This window comes from Streptomyces sp. NBC_00388, assembly GCF_036061255.1.
GTDB lineage: Bacteria > Actinomycetota > Actinomycetes > Streptomycetales > Streptomycetaceae > Streptomyces.
Genome location: NZ_CP107948.1, coordinates 4,092,614 through 4,118,152, shown reverse-complemented (window position 1 = coordinate 4,118,152; position 25,539 = coordinate 4,092,614). Strand labels below are relative to the sequence as shown.

The window sequence follows — 25,539 nt, the reverse complement described above, 5'->3', positions numbered from 1 at the left end:
TCAAGCTCCCTTCACGGCCTGGAACAGCTCCGCACGCGGGTCCTCCCCCGCGGTCGCTTCACGGTAGGTCTCCAGCGACTCCCGTGCCTTGTCGCTGAGATCCACCGGTACGGCGACCTCGACGGTGACCAGCAGGTCCCCGCGGGTCCCGTCCTTGCGTACGGCTCCCTTGCCCCGGGCCCGCATCGTACGGCCGTTGGGCGTACCCGCGGGCAGTTTCAGCGTGACCGGGGGCCCGCCGAGCGTCGGCACCCTGACCTCGCCGCCGAGCGCCGCCTCCGTGAAGGTGACGGGCACGGTGAGGGTGAGGTTGTCGCCGCGGCGGCCGAAGACCGGGTGGGCGTCGACATGGACGACCACATAGAGGTCACCCGCCGGGCCGCCCTGCTCACCCGGGGTGCCCTTGCCGCGCAGCCGGATCCGCTGGGCGTCGGAGACGCCCGCGGGGATCCGGACCTGCATGGTCCGGGAGGACTTGGCCCGCCCGGAGCCCTTGCAGACGTCGCAGGGGTCCTGGGCGATGAGTCCGCGGCCCTTGCAGTCCACACACGGATCGGTCAGTGAGAACCCGCCGCCGGTGCCGCGCGACACCTGGCCGGTGCCGACACAGGTCGGGCAGACCCTCGGGGTGCCGTTCTTGTCACCGGTGCCCGAACAGGCCTTGCACGGCGCCTGGCTGGACATCCGCAACGGGACGGTGGCCCCGTCGACCGCCTCGGTGAAGCTCAGCGTCACCTCGGACTCGATGTCCTGACCGCGCCGCGGCTGGGTGCGGGTGGTACCGGGACCGCCCCGGTTGAACAGCCCGCCGAACACGTCCCCGAGTCCGCCGCCGAAACCGCCGGCGCCGCCCTGCTGCCCCGCTCCTCCGCCCTGGGCGCCCCCGAAGAGGTCCCCCAGGTCGAAGTTGAAGGAGCCGCCGCCCGCGCCGGGCCCTGGCCGGTACCCGCCGTTGCCGAAGAGAGCACGCGCTTCGTCGTACTCCTTGCGCTTCTTGGGGTCACCGAGGACGTCGTTCGCCTCGGAGACCGCCTTGAACCGCTCCTCGGCCTTGGCGTCACTCTTGTTGGCGTCCGGGTGCAGCTCGCGGGCGAGCTTCCGGTACGCCTTCTTGATCTCGGCCTCGGTGGCGTCCTTCGGGACGCCGAGAACCTTGTAGTAGTCCTTCTCGACGAAGTCCTTGGTGCTCATCCCCGACGTCCCTCCTTCCGCTTGCTGCCGATGTCAGCCCTCGTCCGGGCCACCGCTGTCCTCGTCCGGCGCCTCGTCCTTGGCCTGCGCCCCGGGCTGGGGCTCGGCCACCGCGACCCGTGCGGGACGGATGGTGCGCTCGCCGAACCGGTACCCCGGCTGCAGGATCGCCACGCACGTGTCCTCGGTGATGTCCGGCGCGTACGAGTGCATCAGGGCCTCGTGGATCGTCGGGTCGAAGGGCTCACCCTCCTTGCCGAACTGCTGGAGGCCCATCTTCGCCACGACCGTCTCCAGCGATTCGGCCACCGACTTGAAGCCGCCGACCAGCTCGCCGTGCTCCCGGGCGCGACCGATGTCGTCGAGGGTCGGGAGGAGCTCGGACAGGAGGGTCGCGATGGCGACCTCCTTGACCTGAACCCGGTCCCGCTCCACCCGGCGGCGGTAGTTCTGGTACTCCGCCTGGAGCCGCTGGAGGTCCCCGGTGCGCTCACTGAGCGCGGTGCGGACCTGGTCCAGCTGGGCGGTGAGTGCTGTTTCCTGGGCGTTCTGGCTGCTCTGTGCGTCCCCGGCCGGGGCCGCCGGCTCCGACTCCTTGGCGGAGTCGGGCTCGGCGGCCTTCGACGCGGCGTCTTCGGAGGTCGCGCCGGAGGGGACGTCGGGCTCCTCCTCGAAGCCCGGAGTCTCCTCCGTCATGCGGCGCCTCCCTGACGGCCGTCCTTCTCGTCGTCCACGATCTCGGCGTCGACCACGTCGTCAGGGGCCTCGGTGGCCTGCTCGGTGCCCTCGGCGCCCGGCGCGCCACCGGCGGCAGCGGCGCCGTCGGCGTTCGCGTACATCGCCTGGCCGAGCTTCTGCGAGACGGCGGCTACCTTCTCGGTGGCCGTACGGATCTCGGCGGTGTCCTCACCCTTGAGCTTCTCCTTCAGCTCGGTGAGGGCCTCCTCGACCTCCGTCTTGACGTCGCCCGGGACCTTGTCCTCGTTGTCCTTGAGGAACTTCTCGGTCTGGTAGACGAGCTGCTCGCCCTGGTTGCGCGACTCGGCGGCCTCGCGGCGCTTGTGGTCCTCGTCCGCGTACTGCTCGGCCTCTTCGCGCATCCGGTTGACCTCGTCCTTCGGCAGCGAGGAGCCACCGGTGACGGTCATCTTCTGCTCCTTGCCGGTGCCGAGGTCCTTGGCAGCGACGTGCATGATGCCGTTGGCGTCGATGTCGAAGGCGACCTCGATCTGCGGCACACCGCGCGGGGCCGGCGGCAGACCGGTCAGCTCGAACATCCCGAGCTTCTTGTTGTACGCCGCGATCTCGCGCTCGCCCTGGTAGACCTGGATCTGCACGGACGGCTGGTTGTCCTCGGCCGTCGTGAAGATCTCGGAACGCTTGGTCGGGATCGTGGTGTTGCGCTCGATGAGCTTCGTCATGATCCCTCCCTTGGTCTCGATACCGAGGGACAGCGGCGTCACGTCGAGGAGCAGGACGTCCTTGACCTCGCCCTTGAGGACACCGGCCTGGAGCGAGGCGCCGATGGCGACGACCTCGTCCGGGTTCACACCCTTGTTGGCGTCCTGACCACCGGTGAGCTCCTTGACGAGCTCGGCGACGGCCGGCATACGGGTCGAGCCACCGACGAGAACGACGTGGTCGATCTCGGAGAGCTGGATGCCCGCGTCCTTGATGACGTTGTGGAAGGGGCTCTTGCAGCGGTCCAGCAGATCGGCCGTGAGCTGCTGGAACTGCGAGCGGGTGAGCTTCTCGTCCAGGTGCAGCGGGCCCTCGGCCGACGCCGTGATGTACGGCAGGTTGATCGTGGTCTCCGTCGAGGACGAGAGCTCGATCTTCGCCTTCTCCGCGGCCTCGCGGAGACGCTGGAGAGCCATCTTGTCCTTGGCCAGGTCCACGCCGTGACCGTTGGCGAACTGCTTCACCAGGTAGTCGACGACGCGCTGGTCCCAGTCGTCACCACCGAGGTGGTTGTCACCGTTGGTGGCCTTGACCTCGACGACGCCGTCACCGATCTCCAGGAGCGACACGTCGAAGGTGCCGCCACCGAGGTCGAAGACGAGGATCGTCTGGTCGTCCTTGTCGAGCCCGTACGCCAGCGCGGCGGCCGTCGGCTCGTTGACGATGCGCAGGACGTTCAGGCCCGCGATCTCGCCGGCCTCCTTCGTCGCCTGGCGCTCGGAGTCGTTGAAGTACGCCGGGACGGTGATCACCGCGTCGGTGACCTTCTCCCCCAGGTACGACTCGGCGTCACGCTTCAGCTTCTGCAGGATGAAGGCGCTCATCTGCTGCGGGTTGAAGCTCTTGCCGTCCAGGTCGATCTTCCAGTCGGTGCCCATGTGGCGCTTGACCGACCGGATGGTCCTGTCGACGTTCGTGACTGCCTGGCGCTTGGCGACCTCGCCGACGAGCACCTCGCCGTTCTTGGCGAAGGCGACGACGGACGGCGTGGTCCTGGCGCCTTCGGCGTTGGTGATGACGGTGGGCTCGCCGCCTTCGAGAACGCTGACGACGGAGTTAGTCGTGCCCAGGTCGATGCCGACCGCACGTGCCATGGTGAATCCTCCAGCTGACTTGAGTGGAACTGGCTCAAGAGTGCACGACAGATCCCGAGACGTCAACCGACCTGAGTCGAGGGAGCTCAACTTTTATCCCGGCCTTATGCGCAATGAGAGAAAAGGCCTGGTGAGAAGCGGTGCGAACGGGAGCAGTCGAGCGGCATCAGGGTGCAGCACCGCAGGCATGACCCCACACATGCCGCGTATGTCCCGGTGCCGCACATCCACTCTGGCTCTCCGCGCCAGGGTCCGCACGGCGGCCGCCGGACCCGTGACTTTGATCGTCACCGTTACCGCCCGTGCGCTACGGCGTTGAACGACACGTCACACCGTGAATCCTGCGGCTGACCCTGAATGTTCCGTTCCACTGTTCCAAGGAGAACGAAATGTCGCGTATCGCGAAGGCCGCTGCCGTACTCGCGGGCACCGGCGCCGTCCTGGCCGGCTCCGCCGGTCTGGCCGCCGCCGACGCCGGGGCCCACGGTGCCGCTGTCGGCTCCCCGGGTGTCATCTCCGGCAACCAGGTCCAGGTCCCGGTCCACATCCCGGTGAACCTCTGCGGCAACACCGTCGACGTCGTCGGTCTGCTGAACCCGGCGTTCGGCAACACCTGCGCCAACGTCGACCAGCACCACCACCACGGTGGCTACGGCGACGACGGCTACGGCAACTGAGAGACCGGCTCACCGGTCCGTCCGAGCTGAATCAGCGGGAATCCGCACCACCCGCGACCTGTGGCCGTCCCCTCGGAGGGGACGGCCACAGGTGTGTCCGGGCCCGCCACCGGTGTGTCCGGGCTCTCAGGCGTACCGGTAGAGGGACGCGTGACTCATCAGCGACGAAGGCCGGACGCCCCACGGCTCCATCGGCTCGTCCAGGCTGAAGATCCGGCCGCTCTGCGGATCGCCGGGGGCCAGCTTCCTGGCGGGGAGGAAACCGGCGTGCGGGTGCGCCCGCTGCCAGCGGTCCCAGACCAGGTCGCAGAAGGAGTGGTGCAGCCAGAAGACCGGATCGTTGGGCGAGGTCGCGCTGTTCATCGCCCCGCCCACCCAGCGGTGCACCATGTTGTGGTTGCGCCAGGGCGGGCCGTTCCCGACCGACCAGCCCTCGAAGGTGTTGCGGAAACCGCGCCGCACCGTGGAGTCCCACGGGGCCGCGTCGTACAGCGGCTCCCTCATGGCGCGGGCCAGGTCGGCCCTGGTCGGCAGCGAGACCGGGCGGGCGGGGCGGCCGAAGTTGCGGGTGAGGAACCTGTTGTCGGTCACGCCGACGCTGACCTCCCAGTCCCCCTCGCGGTGGGCGAAGGGGCCGGTCATCACCTGCTGGTCGGAGCTCCGCCCGTTGCCACCGAGGAAGTCGGGGCCCCAGAGCGCGGCTGCCGGGGTGTTGTCCTCCGTCCAGTCCCAGTAGGGCACGGTGACCCCGGGGTCGACCGCCTGGAGGGCACGCTCGAATTCCAGCACGAACTGCCGGTGCCAGGGGAAGAAGGTGGGCGCCATGTGCGCGACGCGCTTTCCCCGCGAACCGTCCGGCACGTAGTACTCGCCGTGCGTCCGGACGAAGTCGTCGTACTGCCCGGAGCGCTTGACCTCCAGGACCGCGGAGACGAACCGCCTCTTCTCGGCAGCGGTGAGGTGCTTCTGGTTCTTGCGCGTGTACACGGGTCAGGGACCTTCCCGGTCAGAGCTGCCGGATGGGCGTCAACGACAGCTGGGCCGTGCCCAGTTCGTCGACAGCGCCGCGTGTCACCGCGAGGGGCGTCGGATACGACTCGTAGTGGTCGACCATGCTGAGGTAGCTGCCGTCGGCCCGCCGCATGATGTGCAGCGGCCTGCCGTCGACCGTCGCCTCGGTGGAGTCGCCCGCCGTGCCTCCCCTGATGCGCCGGCCCCGGTACATCTCGTCGAACACGTCCTGCAGCTCCGCGGGCGGACCCGGTGACAGGATGCCCTTCCCGTCGTCGCCCGCGCCGCTCTCGGCGCCGGATCGCACGATCGGGGCCAGCGCTCCTGCCGTACCGCCCACCGCGCCCACCGTGAACAGGGCGCGCAGGAGGCCGCGGCGGGACACCGGAACCGACCTGTCCGCCGGACCCGGCCGCCCGGCCCGGTTCTCGCGCGGCGGCAGTCCCCCCTGCCCGCTCACTGCCGTGGTGCGTGTGGACGTCCTCATCCCTGCTCCTTCCGAATTCACCCCGCCGAGCAACGCTCCCGCAGTGCCTGGTGCATGCCGGGCCGCGCCTCGTCGGTGACAACGACGAGCCGAGGAAACAGTTCTTCAGACAAGTGACCGCACCGGCGCGCCGACCAGCGGCTCCGGCTCACTCCGCTGCTCCCTGCGGGGCGGCCGTTCGGCCGTACGGGGGGAATGTCCGGCGCAGTGAAGGGAACTTGCCCGCACGCCCCGGACAGGCGCGGTCCGAACGGCGGTGGATACGCCACGATGGCCGCCGGACCAGGGCTGTTCGGCCCGCGGGGAAGGACACCGGCAGATGAAGGTTCCTGCACAGCAGGGCGTGCGGCAGGCCCACCCGCCGGAGGCGGACCTCGCGGACCCCGCGTTCTGGCAACTGCCCCGCCCCGCACGTCTGGACGCCTTCGCCGCGCTCAGGAAGCTCGACCGGCCGGCGTACTTCACGGAGCGCCCCGCCACCCGCCGCCGGCCCGCGCAGGGGTTCTACGCGCTCGTCACCCACGCCGACGTGGTCCGGGCGAGCCGGCTGCCCGAGGTGTTCGCCAGCGCCCCGGGCGTCACCACACCGGAGCCAGCCCGCTGGGTCAGGTTCCTGTTCGGCGAGTCCATGGTCAACATGGACGCCCCGCGCCACACCCGGCACCGCCGGGTGGTCGCCCGGGCCTTCACACCCCGGCTGCTGGCCGCGGCCGACGAGGACATCCGCCGTGTCGCGGCGCGCGTCGTGGACGACATGGTCGCGCAGCGGCCCGGCGACTTCGTGCCGTCGGTGGCCTCGCGGATGCCGTTCGAGGTCATCTGCAACCTCATGGGCATCCCGGAACGCCACCGCGCCGGGATCGCGGACCGTATCGACCACGCGTCGGAGAACGCGGGCGTGAAGCGCAGCATCGGCGCCCGGCTGCGCGATCCCGGCCGCGGGCTGCGCGCGCTGGCCCGGATGCACCTGATGATGGCGTCGCTCGGCCGCGAGCGGCGGCGCCGCCCCACCGACGACCTGATCTCCGCCCTGGTGCGTGCCGATGTCGACGGGCGGGGGCTCGACGCCCGCAGTCTCGGCTCGTTCTTCTCGCTGCTGATGGTGGCGGGCGTGGAGACCACCCGGAACGCGATCACCCACGCGCTGACGCTGCTGACCGAGAACCCGGAGCAGCGGGCCCTGCTCGCATCGGACTTCGAGCGGTACGCCGACGGGGCGGTCGACGAGGTCGTACGGCACTCGACACCGATCATCCAGTTCCGCAGGACGGTACGGGCGGAGTACGAGCTCGGCGGGCACGTCTTCGTCCCGGGCGACAAGGTGGTCCTCTACTACGCGTCCGCCAACCGCGACGCGAGTGTCTTCACCGACCCGGACACCTTCGACATCACCCGCAGCCCCAATCCGCATCTGGGGTACGGGGGCGGCGGCCCGCACTTCTGCCTGGGCTCGTATCTGGCCAGGCAGGAGATCAAGGCGCTCTTCCGGGAGCTGCTGAGCCGCCCGCTGGCGCTCCGCGCGGTGGGTCTGCCGGACCTGGCGGGCTCGAACTTCGACAACAGGGTGCGGGCTCTGCCGTTCGCCTTCGACCCGCCCGCACCGTGACGGCGGGGCCGGGAGATCGCGTCCCCCGGCCCCGCCCCGCGTACCGGCGGCGTCACTTCCGCAGCTGGGTGACCGGCAGCAGGCAGTGCGCGGACGTCGAGAGCATGGCCTCGTCACCGACGTAGGAGCGGAGGAGCTCCTCGGAGACGGGCCGGCCCGGCCTGGCCTCCGGCCACGGCTTGCTCGCGAACATGAAGTGCACCTCGCTCCGGTCCGCCACGGCCTGCAGCCACTCCGGCGGGACCGGGCACTGGGCGCTCAGATACGGCATGTTGACGGCGGCCTGGCCACCCTCGACGAGCAGCCTGACCGGGAACCCCGCCCGGGAACCGTCGGCCAGCGAGCTGCCCACCGGGAGGCACAGCTCACCGAAGAGCGTGCGCAGGGCAGCCGTGCCCGCCTCGGCACCGTCCTTGCCGTCACCGAGTGAGTAGGCCAGCAGATAGGGCGTGTTGTTCGTTTCGGGGTCGCCGGACCAGGCGAGCACGGAGAGGGTGCCCAACTGGTCTCGCTGGACACTGCTTGTGGCGGTGTGGGATGCGGTCATGGCTCGGCACCCTAGTGGCGGGCCGGGGCGCCCACGGTGGCCGTTCACCCGGATGGCGGAACCCCGGGCCGCAAACCATCAGTCAGGGCGTACGGCCCGGGGCCCTGGGTCACCGGCCGGCCCTCCGCACCGCTCCGCCGGGCTTCCTGCCCGGAACCCGCCACGCTGTCGGGGGAGACCCGGGTGGCGGGGACACGCGGGGACGGGGCCACCGGATCCGGCACGTGCAGCAGCCCGGCCGCCTTGCGCAGGCCCCGGCCGCACCAGACCGCTCCCATCGCGAGGAAGGGCCGGATGTCGTCGCGCGCGAACCACGCGCACTCGGCGCCGGCCAGGACCCCGCCTGTCACACCCCGGAACCGGCCGGGCGGCCACGGTCCTGAGCCGGGGGCGAGCAGCGAGAGCAGCGCGTAGTTCTCGGCGACGAAGAGCCGGTCCGGCCCCGCCTCGCTCTGCGGCACGGGGCGGCCCGTGAGGTCCAGGTACTGCGCGCGGACGACGTCGAGCCCCGCCCGGTCGGTGAAGAGGCGGAACTGCGCTCCGGGGCGCGGATTGAAGTCCAGCAGATGGAAGCCGCCCGCCGACGGGTCGCGGCGGAAGTCCAGATCGAGGATGCCGCGGTAGCCGACATGCGCCGCGAGCCGCAGGGCCGCGCTCTCCACCTCCTGGTTCGGCTGCCGCCTGCCCACCGCGGTCAGGCCGGTACGCGGCGGCCAGGAGAGCTCCTTCTGCCCGGTCCCGCCCGCCAGGCAGCGGTCGGGGCCGGCGAAGTACCCGTGGAAGAACCAGTCCCCGCCGGCTCCGTACGGCAGATACCGCTGGAGCAGCAGCCGGCTCCCCGCTGTGCCGCGCCGCTCGTACAGCCGCACCGCTTCCGCCGCCGAGTGGACCAGGGTCGTGCTGCGCAGCCCTGAGCCACCGGGCAGCAGCCAGGGCCTGCTCCACTTCGCGACCATCGGCAGCCCCAGCTCCCGGGCGGCCGCCGACGCGTCGGCCGCGCAGGCGGGGACGACCGTCGCCGGGTGGGGGATGCCCACCTCGGCGCAGAGCGCGGCGAGTTCGGCCTTGTCCGCGAGGCGGCCCGGGAGGCCGGGCGGCTGTGCGGGGAGGAGGTAGCGCCCGGCGAGGCGCGGGGCCAGCCCGGCGGTGTGGATGGCGCTGATGTCGTCCATGGCGATCAGCACGGCCGGGCGCCCGATGCGTTCCGAGATCCGCAGGAGGGTGCGGTGGAAGAGGTCGCGGGTCATACGGTCCTGCGGTACGAGGTGGGCGGCGTGCAGATGACGGGAGCGGGTGACCGGGCTGCGCGCCGATTCGACCAGGGCGTGGACCTCGGCCCCCGCCCGGCCCAGCGATCTGACGGCACCGAGGGTCCCGTGGTGCAGCGGGTTCCGGTCGAGCCGGACGAGCAGTGCGGGCACCGGCGGCCCGGCGTCGAGCGGTGGCATGGACGTCACGTCTTTCACCTGGATGGAGCTGACTGAGGGTCATGGGACGCACCGATGGCCCAGCGCAGCGCGCCCGGGCGGCCCTTCGGGGGGACGGTTTGATCACTGGCGAGTGAGCCCGCAGGCCCGCCGCCTGCACGAGTCAACGAGGAGAGGCCCATGCCGCATCCAGGACGTCGGTTGAAGGGCGCATGCATCGCGGCCGCGACCACCGGCCTTCTCGTATCCGGTGCAGGGGGCGCACAGGGAGTGCCCACGCCCACGCCTCCGGCGCCCCCGACCGGGCCCGCCGCCGCGGTTGCGAAGCACCCCGCATCGGTGCCCGAGGCCCCGGCGCGGGTGCCGGAGGCCCCCGCGCAGGTACCCGGGGACACAGCGCAGGTGCCCGGGGACGCCGTGCCGGAGGACCTCGGCCCGGCGATCGGCGCGTACCTGGACTACGGGCCGAAGGGGGTCGCGCGGATGGCGGACCTCTCGCAGTGGCTCGGCGGTGCGGAGCTGCGGGTGGGACACACCTACCTGCCGGGCGACGTCTGGTCGAACATCGAGGGTGAACCCGACTTCCTCGCCACCTGGGCGAAGTGGCGGCGTGCCCGGTCCGACCGGATGTTCGTGCTCAACGTGCCCATGCAGGAGCACAACGAGGACCGTGTCTCCGACGACGAGGTGCGGGACCTCATCCAACAGGGGGCCCAGGGCGACTTCGACGACCACTACCGCAAGCTGGCGACCCGGCTCGTGAAGCTGGGGGTGCCCGACACGGTGATCGTGCTGGGCTGGGAGATGAACGGCACGACGTACACCCACCGCTGCGGCCCCGACCCGCAGGGCTGGAAGACGTACTGGAACCGGATCGTCACCGCGATGCGCTCCGTCCCCGGCCAGAAGTTCAAGTTCGACTTCACGCCCAACCGCGGCAGGGACGACATCCCCTGGACGCGGTGCTACCCGGGTGACAAGACGGTGGACATCGTGGGGATGGACTCGTACGACCAGCCGCCCGGCGACACGTTCGAGGACCAGGTGAAGGGGGAGTACGGGCTCCAGGCCCAGGTCGACTTCGCCGCCGCGCACAAGAAGCAGATCTCCTACCCCGAGTGGGGGCTCTACCGGAACGGCGACAACACCGCCTACATGCGCGGGATGCTGGCCTGGTTCGACGCGCACAAACCGCTGTACCAGACGATCACGGACTACTGCCCGCACGGTGTGTGGCAGTGCGACGAGAACCCCGACGCGTCGAAGGTCTTCCGGACCACGGTGTCCGAGGAGGCCAAGCCGGTTCCGGACAAGCCGAGCACGCACCCCAGCACGGAGCCGACCCCGACCCGGCCGCCGGTGCAGCCGCCCACCGAGCCGCAGCCGAACAGCCCCAAGCAGTGGTGCGTCCGGGTCGACCTGGGCGAGTGGGCGAGCCCCTGGTTCAAGCCCCGGAAGATCTGCGTGTCCCTGCCGTCCGACTGACGGGGTACGGGGCGGGCCGGCCGGACGGACCGCCCCGGCCGGCGGGCGGCGACCTGTCACCGGTCGCCGTCCGCCCGCCCGCCGCGCAGCCGGGTGCGCCACTCGCGCGCCACGGGCCCGAGGGAGCGCACCGCACCGGCCGCCAGATCGCGCCCGGCCAGCTGGGCCGCGTACACGCTCAGCACCGGGGCGAGGGCGGCCGGCGCCAGCAGCAGCCGCTGATTGGTCACGACGGCCGGGCGCCAGTGGCTCTTGTACGGCTCGGTGCCGCGCAGCAGGCTGATGACGGTCCGGCCGCTCTCGGCGGCCTGCCGGGCATCGCGGCGCAGCAGCATCGTCGCGACGTCGACCTTCCGGGTACGGAGCTGGGGATCGGCTCCGTACAGATATCCGCCGCTGAGCTGCGCGGACTGGAGCGTGACGTTGGCCGCGACCACCGCGCCCTCCAGCCGGTACTCGGTGAGTGCCGCGTCGCCGTCCCTGACCATGCGCTGGGTGGCGCGCGTCAGATGCTCGGCGAACCGGGGTCTCAGATGCTCGGGGGTGACACCGCGCCCCCGCCACTGGAGCTCATGCAGCCGCAGCAACTCCCGCACGGTGTCCGGCACTTCGTGCTCCAGAACGGCGCGCTCCTCGATCCGCAGCGCGTCGAGCTTGCGCAGCTTGGCCCGGACCCGCTGGGCCCGCGCTGAGGCGAGCCGGTTGACCAGCTGGTCGATCGGCTCGGCGGGCAGTTCGAGGCAGACCGAGTCGTCCAGCCTGCGCCGCACCCCCGGCCAGCAGTCGAAGAGCCGCTCGGCCGCGGCGCCCGGACGCACCTCGCGCAGGTCGATCACGGCGTGCCGGGCTGCCCTGAGCAGCCCCTCGGCGAGCGCGGTGAGCGTGCCGGGCGGCTGCGAGCCGTCGATGAGGACATCCGAGAAGTCGGAGATACCGCCGCCCAGCGGCACGAGCAGCGGCAGCGGCCGGTGGGCGAGCATCAGCGGCGCGGCGGCGACGAGCCGTCCGTCGCGCCGCACGAGCACCACCCGCAGCCGGCCCGGTGTGCCGTACGAGAGCCACCAGGAGTACAGCCAGGAGTGGCTCTGGAACGGGGTGGCGGTGGCGGAGCCGCGGTGCAGCGCCGTCCACTGGGTCTCCAGCGCGGCGAACTGCCGTTCGTCGCGGCACAGCGTCACGGCCAGACCGGGCCCGGTGGCCACCGCCATCAGACGTGTTCCTTCGGCTGGACCGGCTCGGCGAGCGCATCGGACCCGGTGGCCTGGGCAGGTGCCGGGACCCCAGTGCCGGTGTTCCACTGCTTGCGTCGCGGGCGCACCAGCAGCACGAGGGCCCCGGCGAGGCCGCCGGCGCAGCCGCCGACGGCGAGGCCGAGCGGGACCGAGGGCGAGACGGCGGACGACGGCGCGAGGGCCTTGGAGAACTGGACGAGCCGGACGCCGGTGTTGCCGGCCGCGCCGTTGCCGCTCCGGGTGAGTGCTCCGGCCACGGCGTTGGCGATGTCGGCGGCCTTGCCGGGGCGGGTCGCGCTGCCGGTGATCCCGATCATCGGGGACTCCGGCGAGGTCTCGGTCCTGACGTGCCGCCCCAGTGTCCTCGCGGGGACCCCGGCCGCCTTCTGCGCGGCGGTGAGGGTCGAAGTGCTGGTGGAGATACGGCCGTACGCCTGGGCGAAGCCGAGGGCGGTGGCGGGGTCGGCGGTCTTGGCGGGCACCGCGATGACATAGCTGGTGGCGGCGTAGTCGGGCGACGCGAGCGCGCCGTACGACGCACCGCCGACCGCACCGATGAGCGCGCACAGCGGCAGCGGCCACCAGGCAGGCAGGGCGGCGGCGATGCGGCGGACCGCCCGTCCGGCGGCCCGGGGGACAGCGCGGTGGTCTTCGCGGGGCGAATCAGGCATGGGGGCTCACTTCTTCGTGGGTGTGTTCGTGGGTGTGGGGGTGGTCGTGGGTGTCACGGAGCGGGCGCGGGCAGGGCGGCGCGGCACGGGACGGAGTCACGGCACGGGCGTCACGAACGGAGGGCGTACGCGCGGCACCCGCGGAGCCGCCGCGACGGTGTGCCCGTACACCCCGAGCAGACCGGCCGCGCTGCGCGCGATGTCGTAGTGGCCGACCACGTCCGGCGGCTCCAGGCGCTGTGCCCCGAGGTCGAGCCGGTGGCGGAGCGCGGCCTCGATCGCCTCGACGCCGCCCGGCAACCGCACCGCGCCGGGCACAGGCCGGGCGGACAGGTCGTCGAGAGCGGGGCAGGCCGCGTACAGGACCGGGAGACCGGCGGCCAGCGCCTCGACGACGGCGAGCCCGAAGGACTCCTCAGCGGACGCGGAGACGAACACGTCCACCGCGTCCAGGACGGCGGGGACGGTCGGACCGGTGTGCGGGCCGTCGGGCAGCGCGTCGCACTCGCCGAGGAAGTGGACCCGGTCCCCGGCGCCGAGCCGCCCGGCGAGCGCCTCCAGCGTCTCCCGCTCCGGCCCGTCCCCGGCCAGCACCAGCCGGACCGCGGGCAGCGCGGCGACCGCCCGTACCAGCAGGTCGAAGCGCTTGCCCGGCACCAGCCTGCCGACTCCGCCCACCACGAAGGCACCGGACGGGATGCCCAGCAGGGCCCGGGTGGCGGCCCGTACCTCCGGGTCGTGCCGGAAACGCTCGCAGTCGATGCCGTTCGGCACGACATGGATACGCCGCGCCGGGACCCCCCAGCCGCGCAGCCGGTCGGCGACGGTCGCCGAAACCGCGACCGTCGCGGACCCCAGCCGCTCGGTGCGCAGGTACAGGGCGCGGGTGGACCAGGTCAACGGGCGGCCCTCGATGTACCGCTCGCCCAGGGAGTGTTCGGTGGCGACCGTGGCGTGGACCCCGGCCAGCCGGGCGGCGATCCTGCCGTACACGCAGGCGCGGTACAGGTGGGTGTGGACCAGGTCGTACCGGCCGCGGCGGATCAGCCGGGCCAGCCGGGGCAGCGCCGCGAGGTCGCGGTTGCCGCGCATCCCCAGGTGTGTGACGGAGACCCCGTCGGCCCGCAGGCCGTCGGCGACCGGTCCCGGGTTGGTGAGTGTGACGACATCACACTCGACGGGCAACCGGCGCAGCAGCAGCCGGAGTTGCTGCTCCGCGCCACCCACTCCGAGCCCGGTGATGATGTGCAGGACCTTCACCGGCCGGCTCCGGGAGCCAGCTGCCGCAGCCGGTGCAGGTTCCGCTTGACGGTCAGCCGCAGCCCGCGGTCCGCGTGGCTGATGTGGGTGCGGGCCAGCGCGTGGTCCGCGGCGAGCGGTCCTGGGGCGATGGCGCAGCCGTAGGTGTAACCGGCGTCGCGCACGGCGTCGACGGCCCGCCGGTCGATGGTGCCGTACGGGTAGCAGAAGCCCTCCGGTGCGACCCCGGTGATCCGGCGGATCAGTTCCCTGCTCCCCCGGGTCTCCTCGCGCAGCTCGTCGTCGGTGACCGCGGTGATGTCCTGGTGGCAGAGGCCGTGCGAGCCGATCTCCATGCCGGCCGCCGCCGCGGCCCGGACACCGTCCTCGGACAGCAGCGGCTTGCGCGGGCCGAGCGCGTCCCAGGCGTTCTCGCCGCCGGGCCTGCCGGGCAGGACGAAGACGGTCGCCGTGCATCCGTGCCGCCGCAGCAGCGGCAGCGCGTGATCGGTGAAGTCGCGGTAGCCGTCGTCGAAGGTCAGGCCGACGAGCCCGCGGGCCCGCCCCTCGGCGCGGGCCCGCAGCAGAGCGCCCACGCCGACACCGGTCAGCCCTCGCCGGCCCAGCAGGCGCAGCTGTTCGTCGAGGCGCTCCGGGGAGACGGTGATGCCGTACGGGTCGTCGGTGGGGTCGGCCACCGAGTGGTACATCAGGATCCACGGCTGGGTACGGGGCGGGGCGGGGGGCGTGGCAGCGTCGCGGGACGCCGTGTCAGCGGACATGACGGAACCTTTGCTTGGTGAGGTCGAGCAGGCCGACGACTTCGGGGGCACGCAGCGCGAGTGCCGCCACTGCGAAAACGGAGGGCACCAGCAGGCACCCGGCTGCCAGGCTCGGCAGCGCGCCGGGCACCAGCGGGCCGAGCAGCAGGCCCGCCGCACAGGCCACGGCCGCGGCGGCGGACAGCCTGGCGAGGGTCAGGACGACGCCGCGCACATGGATGGAGACGACCCGCGAGCCGAGCCCGCGGAGCAGGAACCCGGCGGTGACGGTGATCCCGAGGGCGTTGGAAGCGGCGATGCCGTACACCCCCCACGGGCCGACGGCGAACGCCCCGGCGACCGCGTTGACGAGGAGCCCGGCGGCCATCGCCGCGGCCGGGAACCAGGTGGGGCGTACCGCAGAGAAGAACGGCCTGCCCAGCGCGCCGACCAGGCACTGGCCCAGCAGCCCGAGCGCGTAGATCCGCATGATGGACGCGGTCGTCGCGGTGTCGCCCGCGCTGAACGCACCGCGCTGGAAGAGGACATCGATGATCTGCGGGGCGTAGGCGACGACGAGCGCGGTGCCGGTCAGCACCACGACCCCGGCCAGCGCCAGATCGCGCTCGACCCGGCGCCGCGCCTGGTCGCCCTCGCCGTCGGCGACGGCCTTGGCCACGACGGGGAAGGTGACCGTGCAGATCATCAGCGACAGCATCATCGGCACCTGCGCGACCTTCTGCGCGTAGTTCAGGTGCGAGATGGACCCGACGGGCAGCGAGGCGGCCAGGAACCGCTCGATGAGGACCTGGGACTGGCGGCAGACGGTGAACAGGACGACGGGCGCCAGCACACCGAGCCCCAGAGCCCGGCCGAGCAACGCGGGCCGCCCGGCGGGCCTGTCCGGTGGCGCGGCGTCCGGCTGCGCGGGGCCGGCCGGCCGTACGGCCAGGTGCCTGACGAAGGCGGGCAGCTGGGCCAGCACCATCAGGAAGCTGCCCGCGGCGACTCCGGCCGCGGCCGCACGCACCCCCCACAGGGAGTGCAGCACCACCATGGTCACGATGATGCCGACGTTGTACGCCACATAGATGGCGGCGGGCGGCAGATAGCTGCGGTGCGCCCGGAGCGCCGCGCTGAGAAAGCCGGTGACGCCGAACGACAGCACGGTGAGGGCGGTCAGCCGGGTGCACGCGACGGCCACGGCGGGCTCGGGAAGCCCTGGCGCCAGAAGCTCCACGATCACCGGGGCGCCCAGCACGAGGGCCCCGGTGACGCAGCCGAGCAGGACGAGCAGCCGGGGCAGCGTGGTGGCGACCAGGCTCCGTACCGGGTCCGGGCGCTCCCCCGCGGCCCGCCGGGCCAGCGCGTGGCTGAAGGCCGGTACGAGCACCAGCGCCATCGCGTCCTCGATGAGCAGTGTGGACGCCATCTCCGGCACGGTCCACGAGATCAGGAACGCGTCGCTGTCACCGCCCGCGCCGAAGAGGTGCGCGATGCTCTGGTCCCGGACGAGGCCGAGCACCGACCCGGCGATGGTCAGCGCCGCGGTGACCGCGGCAGCCCTGGCCAGCACCCTTCCGAGGCGGGGCGGCGCCTGGTGCGGGACGGGCGGCGCGGGGGCGGCGACGGGCGGCGCGGAAACGGCCGCCCGGGCGGCGGCGCGCGCTCCGGCCCCGGTGGTGGTCTCGTTCATACGGTGCCCGGCCGCACGGTGGCCGGTGTCCGGACCGCACCGGGGAGCACCGCGCCCGCCGGCACCTCGTCCGGCGCCGCGGCCCCGGGGGGCCGCGGCCCGGCCAGCGCCCACCAGGCGATGAGGCCGAAGACGATGCCGGTGAGGGCGGTGGAGGGCCCGCCGATGTCCGCGTACAGGAAGTCGACCGACTGCCAGACCATCAGCCCCACCGCGACGAGCCCGCAGTCGGCGGCCGCCCGGCGTGATCTGCGCGCCCCGGACAGTCTGCGCACCCCGCCCGCCAGGAGCGCGGCCCAGCTGCCGGCCAGGGCGGTGATCCCGACGAGGCCCTGTTCGCCGAGGACCAGCAGGTACATGTTGTGCGGCGAGAGCAGCGGCTGGCGCTGGAAGGCGTGACCCGCACCCGCCGTGTCGGAGCCGGACGAGAGCCCCAGCGAGGCGTGTCCGTCGCGGTACGCGGGGAATCCCTTGAGCCCGACACCCGTGACGGGCTCCTCGCGCCACATGCTCACCGCCGCCGCCCACATCGTGTACCGGTCGGTGACCGACTGGTCGGGGGCGGCGGCGACCTGGGTGATCGAGCCGAGCCGGTCGCTGATGAGCTGCGAGCCGACCCCGAAACCGCCGACGAGCACCACCGCGACGGCCACCACGGCGGCCAGGGCGCGCACCGCCGTGCGCAGCCCGGCCGACAGCACGACGGCGAGCACCGCGACCACCGTGGCGATCCACGAACCGCGGCTGAAGGAGAACGCGAGAGGGGCCACCAGTGCCACCGCCGCGGCCAGGGCCGCCGGGCGCGCCCAGCGGGGCGCACCGGGTGGCGGGCGGAGCGCGAGCCCGGTCGCGACGACCATCCCGAACGCCACGATGGTGGCCATCCCCATGATGTCGGTGGGCCCGAAGGTCCCGACGGCCCGGATGTCGGAGCCCATGTAGGAGGCGCCGGTGCGGGTCGCGTACTGCCACACGCCGAACCCGCCCTGGACAAGGGCGAGTACGACGAAGGCCGCGGCCACCAGACGGAAGTCGCGGGCGTCCCTGAGCAGCAGCACGACGGCCGCGGGCACCAGCACGAACACCTGGAGGTAGCGCACGAATCCGGGGAGCGCTGCCACCGGGTCGGCCGCGGTGACGGTCGCGACGGCGAGCCCGGCGAGCGGGGCGCCCAGCACGGCCGCGGCTGCGGCGCTCAGCGGGCGGGAGCGTCCGCGCAGCAGCCGCACCGCGCAGAACAGCACCAGGAACGCCGAAGCCAGGTCCGCGACCGAGACGTTGGTGGAGGTACTCGATCCGTTCCCGAACTCGACCGGGACGGCCAGCAGCAGGACCGGAGCGGCCACGGGCAGCACAGGCCACCAGTGGGCGAGCCGACCGGGGATGCGCGGCGCGGGCCGGCCGGTGCGCGGCCGGGGCAGCACGGCGGCCGGGGGGAAGGCGGTCACGGTCAGCTGCCCCCCAGCCGGAAGAGGGAGGCCGCGGTCCTGACGAGGATGCAGATGTCCTGCCAGAGCGACCAGCTGTCGATGTAGTGGTTGTCGAAGCGGGCCCGGTCCTCGATGGAGGTGTCCCCGCGCAATCCGCTGACCTGGGCGAGCCCGGTGATCCCGACGGGCATCCGGTGTCTGGACCGGTAGCCGGGGTGGCAGCCGGAGAACTTGGTGACGAAGTAGGGGCGTTCGGGTCTCGGGCCGACCAGGCTCATGTCACCGCGCAGTACGTTCCACAGCTGCGGCAGTTCGTCGAGCGAGGTCCGGCGCAGCAGGCTCCCGACGGCGCTCATCCGGCGGTCCGCCGCCACGCTCCACCTGGTCGCCGACTCATGGTCGTCGGCCGGGCGCAGCGTACGGAACTTGAGCAGCGTGAAGGCGCGCCCGTCCATGCCGATCCGTTCCTGCCGGAAGACGACGCCCGGCCCGTCGGAGAGGCGTACGGCCAGCGCGCAGACCCCCAGCACGGGCGCCGCCGCGAGCAGCGCGAGGCAGGCGAGGGAGGCGTCGAGGACCCGCTTGCCCCAGCGGCCGGCGCGGTGCACCGGCGCGTCCAGCGGGCGGACGGCGAACCCCCACAGATGATCGGCCGAGACCCGGCGGTGCTCGGGCCCCGCCGTGTCGACGAGCCACAGCCGTACGCCGTATCCGCCGAGCAGCCGGATCAGGGAGGCGTCGTCGGCAGCGGTCCTGCCGGGGCCGGCGAACAGCGCGTGGCGGACCGTGGTCTGGATGACGGCCCGGGCGATCTCCTCATGGCCCGCCAGCACGGGCAGGCCGGAACCCCCCTCCCCGCCGGCGGGATCGGCATCGGCCGCGGGAGCGGTCTCCACCACGCCCACCGGGCGCATTCCGTACACCGGGTGCGCGAGGAGGGCGGCGCTGATCTGCTGAGCGGCGGGGCCTGTGCCGATGACCAGCGTGGAGTGGTTGCGGCGGGCGGCCACGAGGCGCACCAGCTGATGGACCACGCCGCGCACCACGCAGCCGGCGAGGGTCTGCGTGGTGACCGCGGTGGCCAGCACCGTCCAGTCGAGGACGCGCCAGGGCCCGACGGCGGCGAGGCAGCCGGCCGCTGTGCACCAGAGCACCAGCGCGTGGCCGAGGAGAGCGGGCAGTTCGAGCAGCGCAGACGGCGAGATCCGCCGCCGGTAGAGGCCGCCGCGAAGCTGCAGGGACAGATGCAGGGCCAGCATCGGCAGGAGGACCAGGGGGGCCAGCCGCAGCCCCGGCACCAGCGCGCCGGTGGCGGCCAGGGCGAGGGCGTCGCCCACGAGCAGCGGCGCTGCGGCGCGGGCCCGGCGCAGCCGTGCCGGGCGGCCGGGCCCCGGCCGCGGGGTGTCCGCGGTGCGCGGCGGGTGGATCGCGGGCACGGGCCGCTCCATGGCCGTGGCCGGGCCACCGCCCCCGCCTCCTCCCGCGTGGGGAGCATGTGCGCTGTCCATGGTCATCGGCTGATGCGCTCCCTCGTCGTGGATTGGTTCAGCCCGGGGAGCCGGCAGTACAGCTCCGAGACCGCGGTGGCCGTGTGCCGCACATCGAAGTGCGCCCGGGCGTGGGCTCCGGCCTCACGGCCGAGCGACTGCCGCAGCCGGGGGTCGGCCAGCAGCGCCCCGACCGTGTGCGCCAGCGCGTCCGGGTCGTCCGGCGGGACGAGCCCGTGCTGTTCGTGACCGGGCGGCAGGCTCTCCCGGGCTCCGTTCACATCGGTGAGGACGACGGGCCGCCCGCAGGCCATCGCTTCGAGCGGGGCCAGCGCCATGCCTTCCCAGCGGGACGGCAGGACGACGAGGTCGGCGGCGCGCAGCCAGCCGAGCGGCTTGTCGACCGCCCCGGCGAACAGCACACCGGGCGGGGCGCTGCCGGTCAGCGCTGCCCGGTCGGGGCCGTCCCCGACCAGCACCAGCCGGGCGCCGGGCACCGCGCGGAGGATCCGGGGCCACGCCCTGAGGAGTACGTCCTGCCCCTTCTGACGGCAGAGCCGGCCCACGCAGACGACGACGGGCCCGGGGCCCAGCGCCGCCGCCTGGGAGTCCGGGCCTGTCCCGTCGCCCGCGGTGGCCCGGCTGTCACTGACGCTGTCGCTGTCGCTGAACGTTTCCAGGTCGACGCCGTTGCGGATCACCTCCCACCGGGCGGCGATCCCGGCCGCCTCGCCGGCCCGCCGCTCCGCCTCGCTGACGCAGAGGACACGCTCGGTCCACCGGGCCGCGTACCGCTCCCAGGCCAGGGCGAGACGCGCGGCCCCGCCACCGAGTGCCTCGAACGACCAGGCGTGCGGCTGGAAGACCGTCGGAATGCGTCCGCGGACGGCGAGCCGTGCGGCCAGACCGGCCTTGGAGCTGTGCGCGTGCACCACGTCGGGCCGGGCCGCGCGGATGAGCCGGGCGGCTGCGGCCGTCTCCGCGGCCAGACCGGGGCCGGGCTCCCGGCCGGCCGGCCAGGGCCGGACATCGGCACCGGTCCCGGCGAGCGCCGCAGCCAGACCCGCGCCGGGGGGACAGGCGACAACTGCTCGGATTCCCTCGGCCACTTGCGCCCGCACCAGATCGGTGACCACGCGGGCGACTCCGCCATCCACCGGCTGTACGAGGTGGAAAACCGTCAGCCGGTCTCCAGGAGAATTGTTTTCTGGCAGCACGTGTGCGGCTCTCGTAGTACTGACCCGGAGATCGGCCTCCCCGGGGTGCGCGGAGCGGATGGCTCAGCGGCGCGAATCCGGCCGCACGAGGAGCGCGCCGGGAAAACACCCGCGGCTTTCGGCGGAGAAATGGAGGGCGGGGCTGCCACTGCCGCAGGAGAGGACGGGCTTCTGATCGAATGCGCCGGAGCCGTGGCCCACCGGAAACAGGGTGGTGGAACGCGCCCCGCGCAGCGGTGCGCCCAAGCCGTACGGCACAGCGAGACCCGTCGTCCTGCGCATGACTGGCTCTCCCGTCTCGACAAATGCGACCAATCGGACCAAGCAGGAATGCACTTTGTCAGAAAGCGGGGTGGAAATCATGACGGACGCGCACATGCCGCTGTACGGGGGCTGGGCCAAATGCCGTGAATTCCCTTGTGGCGCCGGGTAATAGGCCCGCCATTTGCCAGTAAAGGTCCCCGGCGGGTGACGGCGCGTACCCCGCGGGGACGGCATTCGTTGAACGCGTGCGCAATGCCGGGACCGCGTGCGCGAGAAGGCGGACCGAGAGCCGGCCGGCCCACTCCCCGCGGTCACCTCCCGCGGCACCCCGGCTCCACGGCGCACCCCGCGCACAAGGGGCTCACTCCGGAGGGCCCCGCACTCGTGCGCTACGGCAAACGAGTGAAGGGCCGGAACCAAACAAGGCCCACGGAGTTGATCAGGGTGCTCCACTTCCGGGCAAAAATGTAGAAAAGGGACCACAGTGATCAAGAAGATTCTGGCCACCGCAGCCGTCACCGCCTCGATCGTCGGCGCCGGTGCCGCCCTCGCCCCGTCGGCCCTGGCCGTCGGCAACGACGGCGGCACCACGTCGCTGAGCGGCAACGGTGCCGAGCAGGCCTTCGGCAACTCGTCCGCCCACGGCAACCAGAGCCCGCAGCTCAGCCTGGTCCAGGGCTCGCTGAACAAGCCCTGCCTCGGTGTGCCGGTCAAGGCCAACGTCGGCTCCCTCGTCGGCCTGGTCCCGATCGCCGTCCAGGACATCCCGATCCTGTCCTCGCCGCAGAACCAGCAGTGCACCGAGAACTCCACCCAGGCCAAGGGTGACGAGGCTCTGTCGCACATCCTGGACAACATCCCGGTCCTCTCGGGCAACGGTGCGGGCAACGAGGGCTGATCTCCTCACTGCTCCCACGTGGCCGCCGCAGACAGGACGTTGCGGCGGTCACGTGCGTGTGCGGCGCCTCCACGGTCGCGGCCTGCGCGCCGGGAGGCACATCGCACAAGTTCCGTTCCTGGTTCCGGCCCCGACTCCGGTTCCGGTTCCGTTCCGTTTCCGTTCCTGGTCCTGGTTCCGCGCGGGCATTCGGGTTGACTTGGGCGCTGCCGTCCGGCCCGGAGTTTCTCGTGGCCGCACCGGTCGTTAGCAGTCCTGCAGCGGTGTTCGCACAGAGACAACTGGGCCCGCCTCGCGACGGTCGCGGATGCGGATGCACCGCTGCGGAAAGGATCGACATGAACTTCAAGAAGGCTGCTGTTCTCGCCGCCGGCGTCATGATGGCCCTCGGTGCCGCTGCGCCCGCCATGGCCGACGCGGGCGCGGAGGGTGCGGCCGTCGGCTCGCCCGGCGTGCTGTCGGGCAACGTCGTCCAGGTTCCGGTTCACATTCCGGTGAACCTGTGCGGCAACAGCATCGACATCATCGCGCTGCTGAACCCGACGTTCGGCAACACCTGCGTCAACCGCTGACGCGGACCTCCCCGCGAGGGTGAGCAGTGGCCCCGCCGGCATCACGATGCCCGGCGGGGCCGCTTTCTGTCGCCCCCCCCTTGCACCCCCTGCGCCCCTTGTGCCCGCGGGACGGCAGAGGGCGCAGAAACGTTCTCCGTCCCGGGGTTTCCCTCGCGGGAAGAGATCGTTAGCCACGGTGACGGCGGCGCACCGGCACCCTCCCGGGGTGCCCCGGCGCGAGAGTCGCAGCTGTGCACAGCGCCGTCGGAGAGAGGCATCCGACATGAAGTACGCAAAGGCCGCCGCGGTCGTCGCCGGTTCCATGATGGCCCTCGGCGCGGGCGCGGCAGCGGCCACTCCCGCGTTCGCCGCCGAGGGACCCGCCATGCCCCCGATGAGCCTGAACGGCGGAGTCGACCAGGCCACGCAGGCGCTCCAGCAGGGGGCGTCGGCCCCGGTGGCCGAGCTGGCCGGCGCGGCCGACAGCCTGGTGACGGGCAGGGGCGACGTGGCCTCGCACGTACTGGGCCTCGCCCGTCAGGCCACCCCGATGCTGGGCGGCGTGCAGCTGGGCAGCCAGTAGCAGCCCCCACCCGGCCGGGCTCCGCTCCGGCCGCCGTGACGCGAAAGTGGCGGTATCCGCAGTGCGGATACCGCCACTTCTGCTGCCCGGTCCTGGGACCGGGCTCACCGGTATGACCGGATCAGAACGTCAGTTGTTGACGCAGGTGTTGCCGAACGCCGGGTTCAGCAGACCGATGACGTTGATGGTGTTGCCACAGACGTTGACCGGAACGTGGACCGGGACCTGGACCAGGTTGCCCGAGAGGACACCCGGCGAGCCCACGGCCGCACCCTCGGCCCCGGCGTCGGCGAACGCGGAACCGGCGGCGCCGCCGGCGGCGAGGCCCGCGGTGGCAAGGACGAGAGCTGCCTTCTTGGCAGTGTTCATGGGAGTTGCACCTTCTCTTCGATGTTGTGCCCTGAATCAGGACCCACTCGATTCGCAACGAACTGCCGGGCCCGGCGACACGGCCGGGCGCCCCACGGAACCTGTTCGGCCCAATGAGAACTCCCCCGGACGGCCCAGTGCGTCAACCCTCTTCCTTTGCAACAGCGACAAGAAGCCATATGAGTGAAGCGCCAGAACCATTCGCCGTTCCGGCAGTTGATCAGAGCGCTCCGGAAGCGGGCACTCGTGTGACAACCGAAGGACGCAAATTATGATCAAGAAGGCTGTGGCCACTGCGGCGGCCACCCTCACGATGGCCGGCGCGGGCGCGATGATGGCGTCTCCGGCCATGGCCGTCGGTCACGACGGCGGCACCACGTCGCTCAGCGGCAACGGTGCCCAGCAGGCGTTCGGCAACTCCGCCACGTACGGCAACATGAGCCCGCAGATCGGTCTCATCCAGGGCTCGCTGAACAAGCCCTGCATCGCCCTCCCGGCCAAGGCCAACGTCGGCTCCCTCGTGGGTCTGGTCCCGATCTCCGTGCAGGACATCCCGATCCTGTCCTCGCCGCAGACGCAGCAGTGCACCGAGAACTCCACCCAGGCCAAGGGTGACGAGGCTCTGTCGCACCTCCTGGACAACATCCCGATCCTCTCGGGCAACGGCGCGGCGAACGGCCGCTGATCACCGCCGCTCCTCCGACCTCCGGACACTGACGTCCCGGTGGAGCACAGAAGTGGCCCCGGTAGCAGCGCGAGCTGCCGCCGGGGCTCCTTCATGTCCGCGTGTCCCGGCGCGGTGCGCCGCGCCGGTGCCTCAGCCGCGCCGGAACAGCACCGCGTCGCCGGGCACCGGCGACGGCACCGCCGTGTAGCCGGGCAGCGGACCGTCCCGCTCCGCCCGCATCTGCAGGCCGACGCAGTCCGCGGCGTACGGTCCCGCCCCGGCGAGCAGCCGCTCCGCGTGGCCGGGCACCCGCAGCCGCACGAACAGCCGCTCGCCCGGCGCGGTCAGGCCGTCCCACAGCGTGTCGAGCCGGTGGCCGCCGCCCGGCTCCCGCCCGTCCCCCAGCACATACGGCAGTACGGACCAGCCGGGGTCGTCCGCCGCGCGCCGCAGCAGCCGGCCGAGCGGCCCGGGCAGCACCTCGAACGAGACCACGCGCCCCCGGTACCCGGCACGGCGCAGCCCCGCCACGTACGCGCCGTCGTCCGTGCCCGCGTCCAGGACAAGGTCGACCTCGGCGTCGGCCAGCAGCTGGACGAGCTCGCGGTACGGTCCCCGGCCCCGTTGCCGCTCACGCGTCGCGGCGCGTACGAAACGTGCGCGCCCCCGGACCCCCGCCAGGCCGCGCTGCCAGCGGGCGCGCAACGGCCCCCGGCGGGCGCCGCCGTGGCCGAGGCCGAAGGCCGGGCCTGCCGCGACGTACACCGCGGGGTGCGCGGCGGCGAGACGGGCCGCCGCGCTGTGCTGATGTGCCGTTGCGGGCCCCCCGATCCAGATCAGCCGGGCACCGCTCTCCCGGATGCGGTCCACCAGCGCCGCCCACGCGCCGGGGCCGGCGTCCGGGCCGGGCAGTGGTCCGGCGCCCGCGACGTGGGCGCCGGGGTAGCGCACCAGTAGTTCGGCGGTGAGTCCGCCGCCGTCCGGCAGCCCAGAGCCCGCCGCTCCGTTCGCGCTCTCCCCCGCTCCCCCGTTCTGTGCCTTGTCCCCCTCCGTTCCCCGGCTCTCCGCTCCGCCTGCCACGCCGAGCAGGTAGTGACCGACCCCCTCGCGCTGCCCCGCGCGGACGGTGTCGAGCAGCAGGTCGGGTCCGTGGACCCGCGCCGCGGGCCGTCCGCCGAGCCGCGCCGCCCAGGCCGGGCCCCGTCCGGCGGGGAGGTTGAGCGACGCCGAGCGCAGCAGCCGCTGGAGTGCCGGGTCGCGGTCCGCCTCCGCGAAGGTGAGAGCGCCGCAGAGGTGGACATCGGCCGGCCGGCCCGCAACGGCGAGGTCCGCGAGGGCCCGCGCGGCCTGCGCCGGAGTGAGCGGGGTGAGCGGGATACCGGCACAGCGGACCGTGGGGGGCGGGGCGCCGGCGGAGGGGTCCTGGTGGCCGTTGTCACGGGGGATCGCCTGGCTCATGCGCCGCCCATCGGTTGCGGTATCGGG

At 72.8% G+C, this 25,539-nt stretch carries 24 protein-coding genes; 7 read left to right on the top strand and 17 right to left on the bottom strand.

Annotation, left to right across the window (positions count from 1 at the left end):
* Genes dnaJ through dnaK form a run of 3 tightly spaced genes read right to left on the bottom strand, consistent with a single transcriptional unit; the run spans position 1 to position 3,746 of the window.
* A complete protein-coding gene (gene dnaJ / locus OG917_RS18530) occupies positions 1–1,191 on the bottom strand; it encodes a molecular chaperone DnaJ (protein WP_328318719.1) in 1,191 nt (396 codons plus the stop codon).
* A gap of 33 nt (positions 1,192–1,224) precedes the next feature.
* On the bottom strand, positions 1,225–1,887 hold the full coding sequence (gene grpE, locus OG917_RS18525; protein WP_328318718.1) for a nucleotide exchange factor GrpE: 663 nt from the start codon (positions 1,885–1,887) through the stop codon (positions 1,225–1,227).
* Positions 1,884–3,746, bottom strand: coding sequence for a molecular chaperone DnaK (dnaK, locus tag OG917_RS18520; RefSeq protein ID WP_328318717.1), 1,863 nt, complete (start codon positions 3,744–3,746; stop codon positions 1,884–1,886). Before dnaK ends, grpE begins: the two co-directional genes overlap by 4 nt.
* Positions 3,747–4,135: 389 nt before the next feature.
* Here dnaK and OG917_RS18515 point away from each other — a divergent pair, with 389 nt between their 5' ends.
* Entirely contained in the window at positions 4,136–4,423 is a 288-nt protein-coding gene (locus OG917_RS18515; protein WP_328318716.1) for a chaplin, read from the top strand.
* Positions 4,424–4,549: 126 nt separating this feature from the next.
* Here OG917_RS18515 and OG917_RS18510 read toward each other — a convergent pair whose 3' ends face one another.
* Together OG917_RS18510 and OG917_RS18505 are read right to left on the bottom strand one after the other, a co-directional pair.
* Complete coding sequence (locus tag OG917_RS18510) at positions 4,550–5,410, bottom strand: tyrosinase family protein (protein ID WP_328318715.1); 861 nt, start codon at positions 5,408–5,410, stop codon at positions 4,550–4,552.
* 19 nt (positions 5,411–5,429) lie between these two features.
* Complete coding sequence (locus tag OG917_RS18505) at positions 5,430–5,921, bottom strand: tyrosinase family oxidase copper chaperone (protein WP_328318714.1); 492 nt, start codon at positions 5,919–5,921, stop codon at positions 5,430–5,432.
* A 319-nt stretch (positions 5,922–6,240) separates the two neighbouring features.
* Here OG917_RS18505 and OG917_RS18500 point away from each other — a divergent pair, with 319 nt between their 5' ends.
* On the top strand, positions 6,241–7,527 hold the full coding sequence (locus OG917_RS18500) for a cytochrome P450 (protein ID WP_328318713.1): 1,287 nt from the start codon (positions 6,241–6,243) through the stop codon (positions 7,525–7,527).
* Positions 7,528–7,579: 52 nt separating this feature from the next.
* Here the strand turns inward: OG917_RS18500 and OG917_RS18495 are convergent, their stop codons facing one another.
* Together OG917_RS18495 and OG917_RS18490 are read right to left on the bottom strand one after the other, a co-directional pair.
* Entirely contained in the window at positions 7,580–8,074 is a 495-nt protein-coding gene (locus OG917_RS18495; protein WP_328318712.1) for a DUF5949 family protein, read from the bottom strand.
* Positions 8,075–8,118: 44 nt separating this feature from the next.
* Entirely contained in the window at positions 8,119–9,522 is a 1,404-nt protein-coding gene (locus tag OG917_RS18490) for a carboxylate--amine ligase (RefSeq protein ID WP_328321999.1), read from the bottom strand.
* A gap of 159 nt (positions 9,523–9,681) precedes the next feature.
* On the opposite strand from OG917_RS18490, the gene OG917_RS18485 reads away from it, so the two are divergent.
* Positions 9,682–10,986 (top strand): glycoside hydrolase family 26 protein, encoded by a 1,305-nt coding sequence (locus tag OG917_RS18485; RefSeq protein WP_328318711.1) that lies wholly within the window; start codon positions 9,682–9,684, stop codon positions 10,984–10,986.
* Positions 10,987–11,042: 56 nt separating this feature from the next.
* Here OG917_RS18485 and OG917_RS18480 read toward each other — a convergent pair whose 3' ends face one another.
* The 8 genes from OG917_RS18480 to OG917_RS18445 form a co-directional block, all read right to left on the bottom strand.
* Complete coding sequence (locus tag OG917_RS18480; protein WP_328318710.1) at positions 11,043–12,194, bottom strand: GNAT family N-acetyltransferase; 1,152 nt, start codon at positions 12,192–12,194, stop codon at positions 11,043–11,045.
* The gene (locus OG917_RS18475; protein ID WP_328318709.1) at positions 12,194–12,889 is read right to left on the bottom strand and encodes a lipopolysaccharide biosynthesis protein; all 696 of its coding nucleotides are present in this window, start codon (positions 12,887–12,889) and stop codon (positions 12,194–12,196) included. The genes OG917_RS18480 and OG917_RS18475 overlap by 1 nt, the downstream gene beginning before the upstream one ends.
* A 96-nt stretch (positions 12,890–12,985) precedes the next feature.
* A complete protein-coding gene (locus OG917_RS18470) occupies positions 12,986–14,149 on the bottom strand; it encodes a glycosyltransferase (protein WP_328318708.1) in 1,164 nt (387 codons plus the stop codon).
* The gene (locus OG917_RS18465; protein ID WP_328318707.1) at positions 14,146–14,910 is read right to left on the bottom strand and encodes a polysaccharide deacetylase family protein; all 765 of its coding nucleotides are present in this window, start codon (positions 14,908–14,910) and stop codon (positions 14,146–14,148) included. Before OG917_RS18465 ends, OG917_RS18470 begins: the two co-directional genes overlap by 4 nt.
* The gene (murJ, locus tag OG917_RS18460) at positions 14,900–16,585 is read right to left on the bottom strand and encodes a murein biosynthesis integral membrane protein MurJ (RefSeq protein ID WP_328318706.1); all 1,686 of its coding nucleotides are present in this window, start codon (positions 16,583–16,585) and stop codon (positions 14,900–14,902) included. The genes OG917_RS18465 and murJ overlap by 11 nt, the downstream gene beginning before the upstream one ends.
* On the bottom strand, positions 16,582–18,039 hold the full coding sequence (locus OG917_RS18455) for an O-antigen ligase family protein (protein ID WP_443059087.1): 1,458 nt from the start codon (positions 18,037–18,039) through the stop codon (positions 16,582–16,584). Before OG917_RS18455 ends, murJ begins: the two co-directional genes overlap by 4 nt.
* Positions 18,036–19,529, bottom strand: a complete 1,494-nt coding sequence (locus OG917_RS18450; RefSeq protein ID WP_443058979.1) for an exopolysaccharide biosynthesis polyprenyl glycosylphosphotransferase — start codon at positions 19,527–19,529, stop codon at positions 18,036–18,038. The genes OG917_RS18455 and OG917_RS18450 overlap by 4 nt, the downstream gene beginning before the upstream one ends.
* A complete protein-coding gene (locus tag OG917_RS18445) occupies positions 19,526–20,719 on the bottom strand; it encodes a glycosyltransferase family 4 protein (protein WP_328318705.1) in 1,194 nt (397 codons plus the stop codon). The genes OG917_RS18450 and OG917_RS18445 overlap by 4 nt, the downstream gene beginning before the upstream one ends.
* A gap of 748 nt (positions 20,720–21,467) precedes the next feature.
* Between OG917_RS18445 and OG917_RS18440 the strand changes: the two genes are divergently transcribed.
* The 3 genes from OG917_RS18440 to OG917_RS18430 all read left to right on the top strand — a co-directional run bounded on the left by OG917_RS18440 (position 21,468) and on the right by OG917_RS18430 (position 23,018).
* Complete coding sequence (locus OG917_RS18440) at positions 21,468–21,881, top strand: rodlin (RefSeq protein WP_328318704.1); 414 nt, start codon at positions 21,468–21,470, stop codon at positions 21,879–21,881.
* Positions 21,882–22,219: 338 nt separating this feature from the next.
* Positions 22,220–22,453: a chaplin gene (locus OG917_RS18435; RefSeq protein ID WP_443058978.1), complete on the top strand. Its 234-nt coding sequence runs from the start codon at positions 22,220–22,222 to the stop codon at positions 22,451–22,453.
* Positions 22,454–22,718: 265 nt separating this feature from the next.
* A complete protein-coding gene (locus tag OG917_RS18430) occupies positions 22,719–23,018 on the top strand; it encodes a hypothetical protein (protein WP_328318703.1) in 300 nt (99 codons plus the stop codon).
* A 129-nt stretch (positions 23,019–23,147) separates the two neighbouring features.
* Here the strand turns inward: OG917_RS18430 and OG917_RS18425 are convergent, their stop codons facing one another.
* Positions 23,148–23,387, bottom strand: coding sequence for a chaplin (locus OG917_RS18425; protein ID WP_328318702.1), 240 nt, complete (start codon positions 23,385–23,387; stop codon positions 23,148–23,150).
* Positions 23,388–23,658: 271 nt separating this feature from the next.
* Between OG917_RS18425 and OG917_RS18420 the strand changes: the two genes are divergently transcribed.
* Complete coding sequence (locus OG917_RS18420) at positions 23,659–24,072, top strand: rodlin (RefSeq protein ID WP_328318701.1); 414 nt, start codon at positions 23,659–23,661, stop codon at positions 24,070–24,072.
* A 132-nt stretch (positions 24,073–24,204) separates the two neighbouring features.
* Here the strand turns inward: OG917_RS18420 and OG917_RS18415 are convergent, their stop codons facing one another.
* The gene (locus OG917_RS18415; protein ID WP_328318700.1) at positions 24,205–25,512 is read right to left on the bottom strand and encodes a hypothetical protein; all 1,308 of its coding nucleotides are present in this window, start codon (positions 25,510–25,512) and stop codon (positions 24,205–24,207) included.
* Between the last annotated feature and the right edge of the window lie 27 nt (positions 25,513–25,539).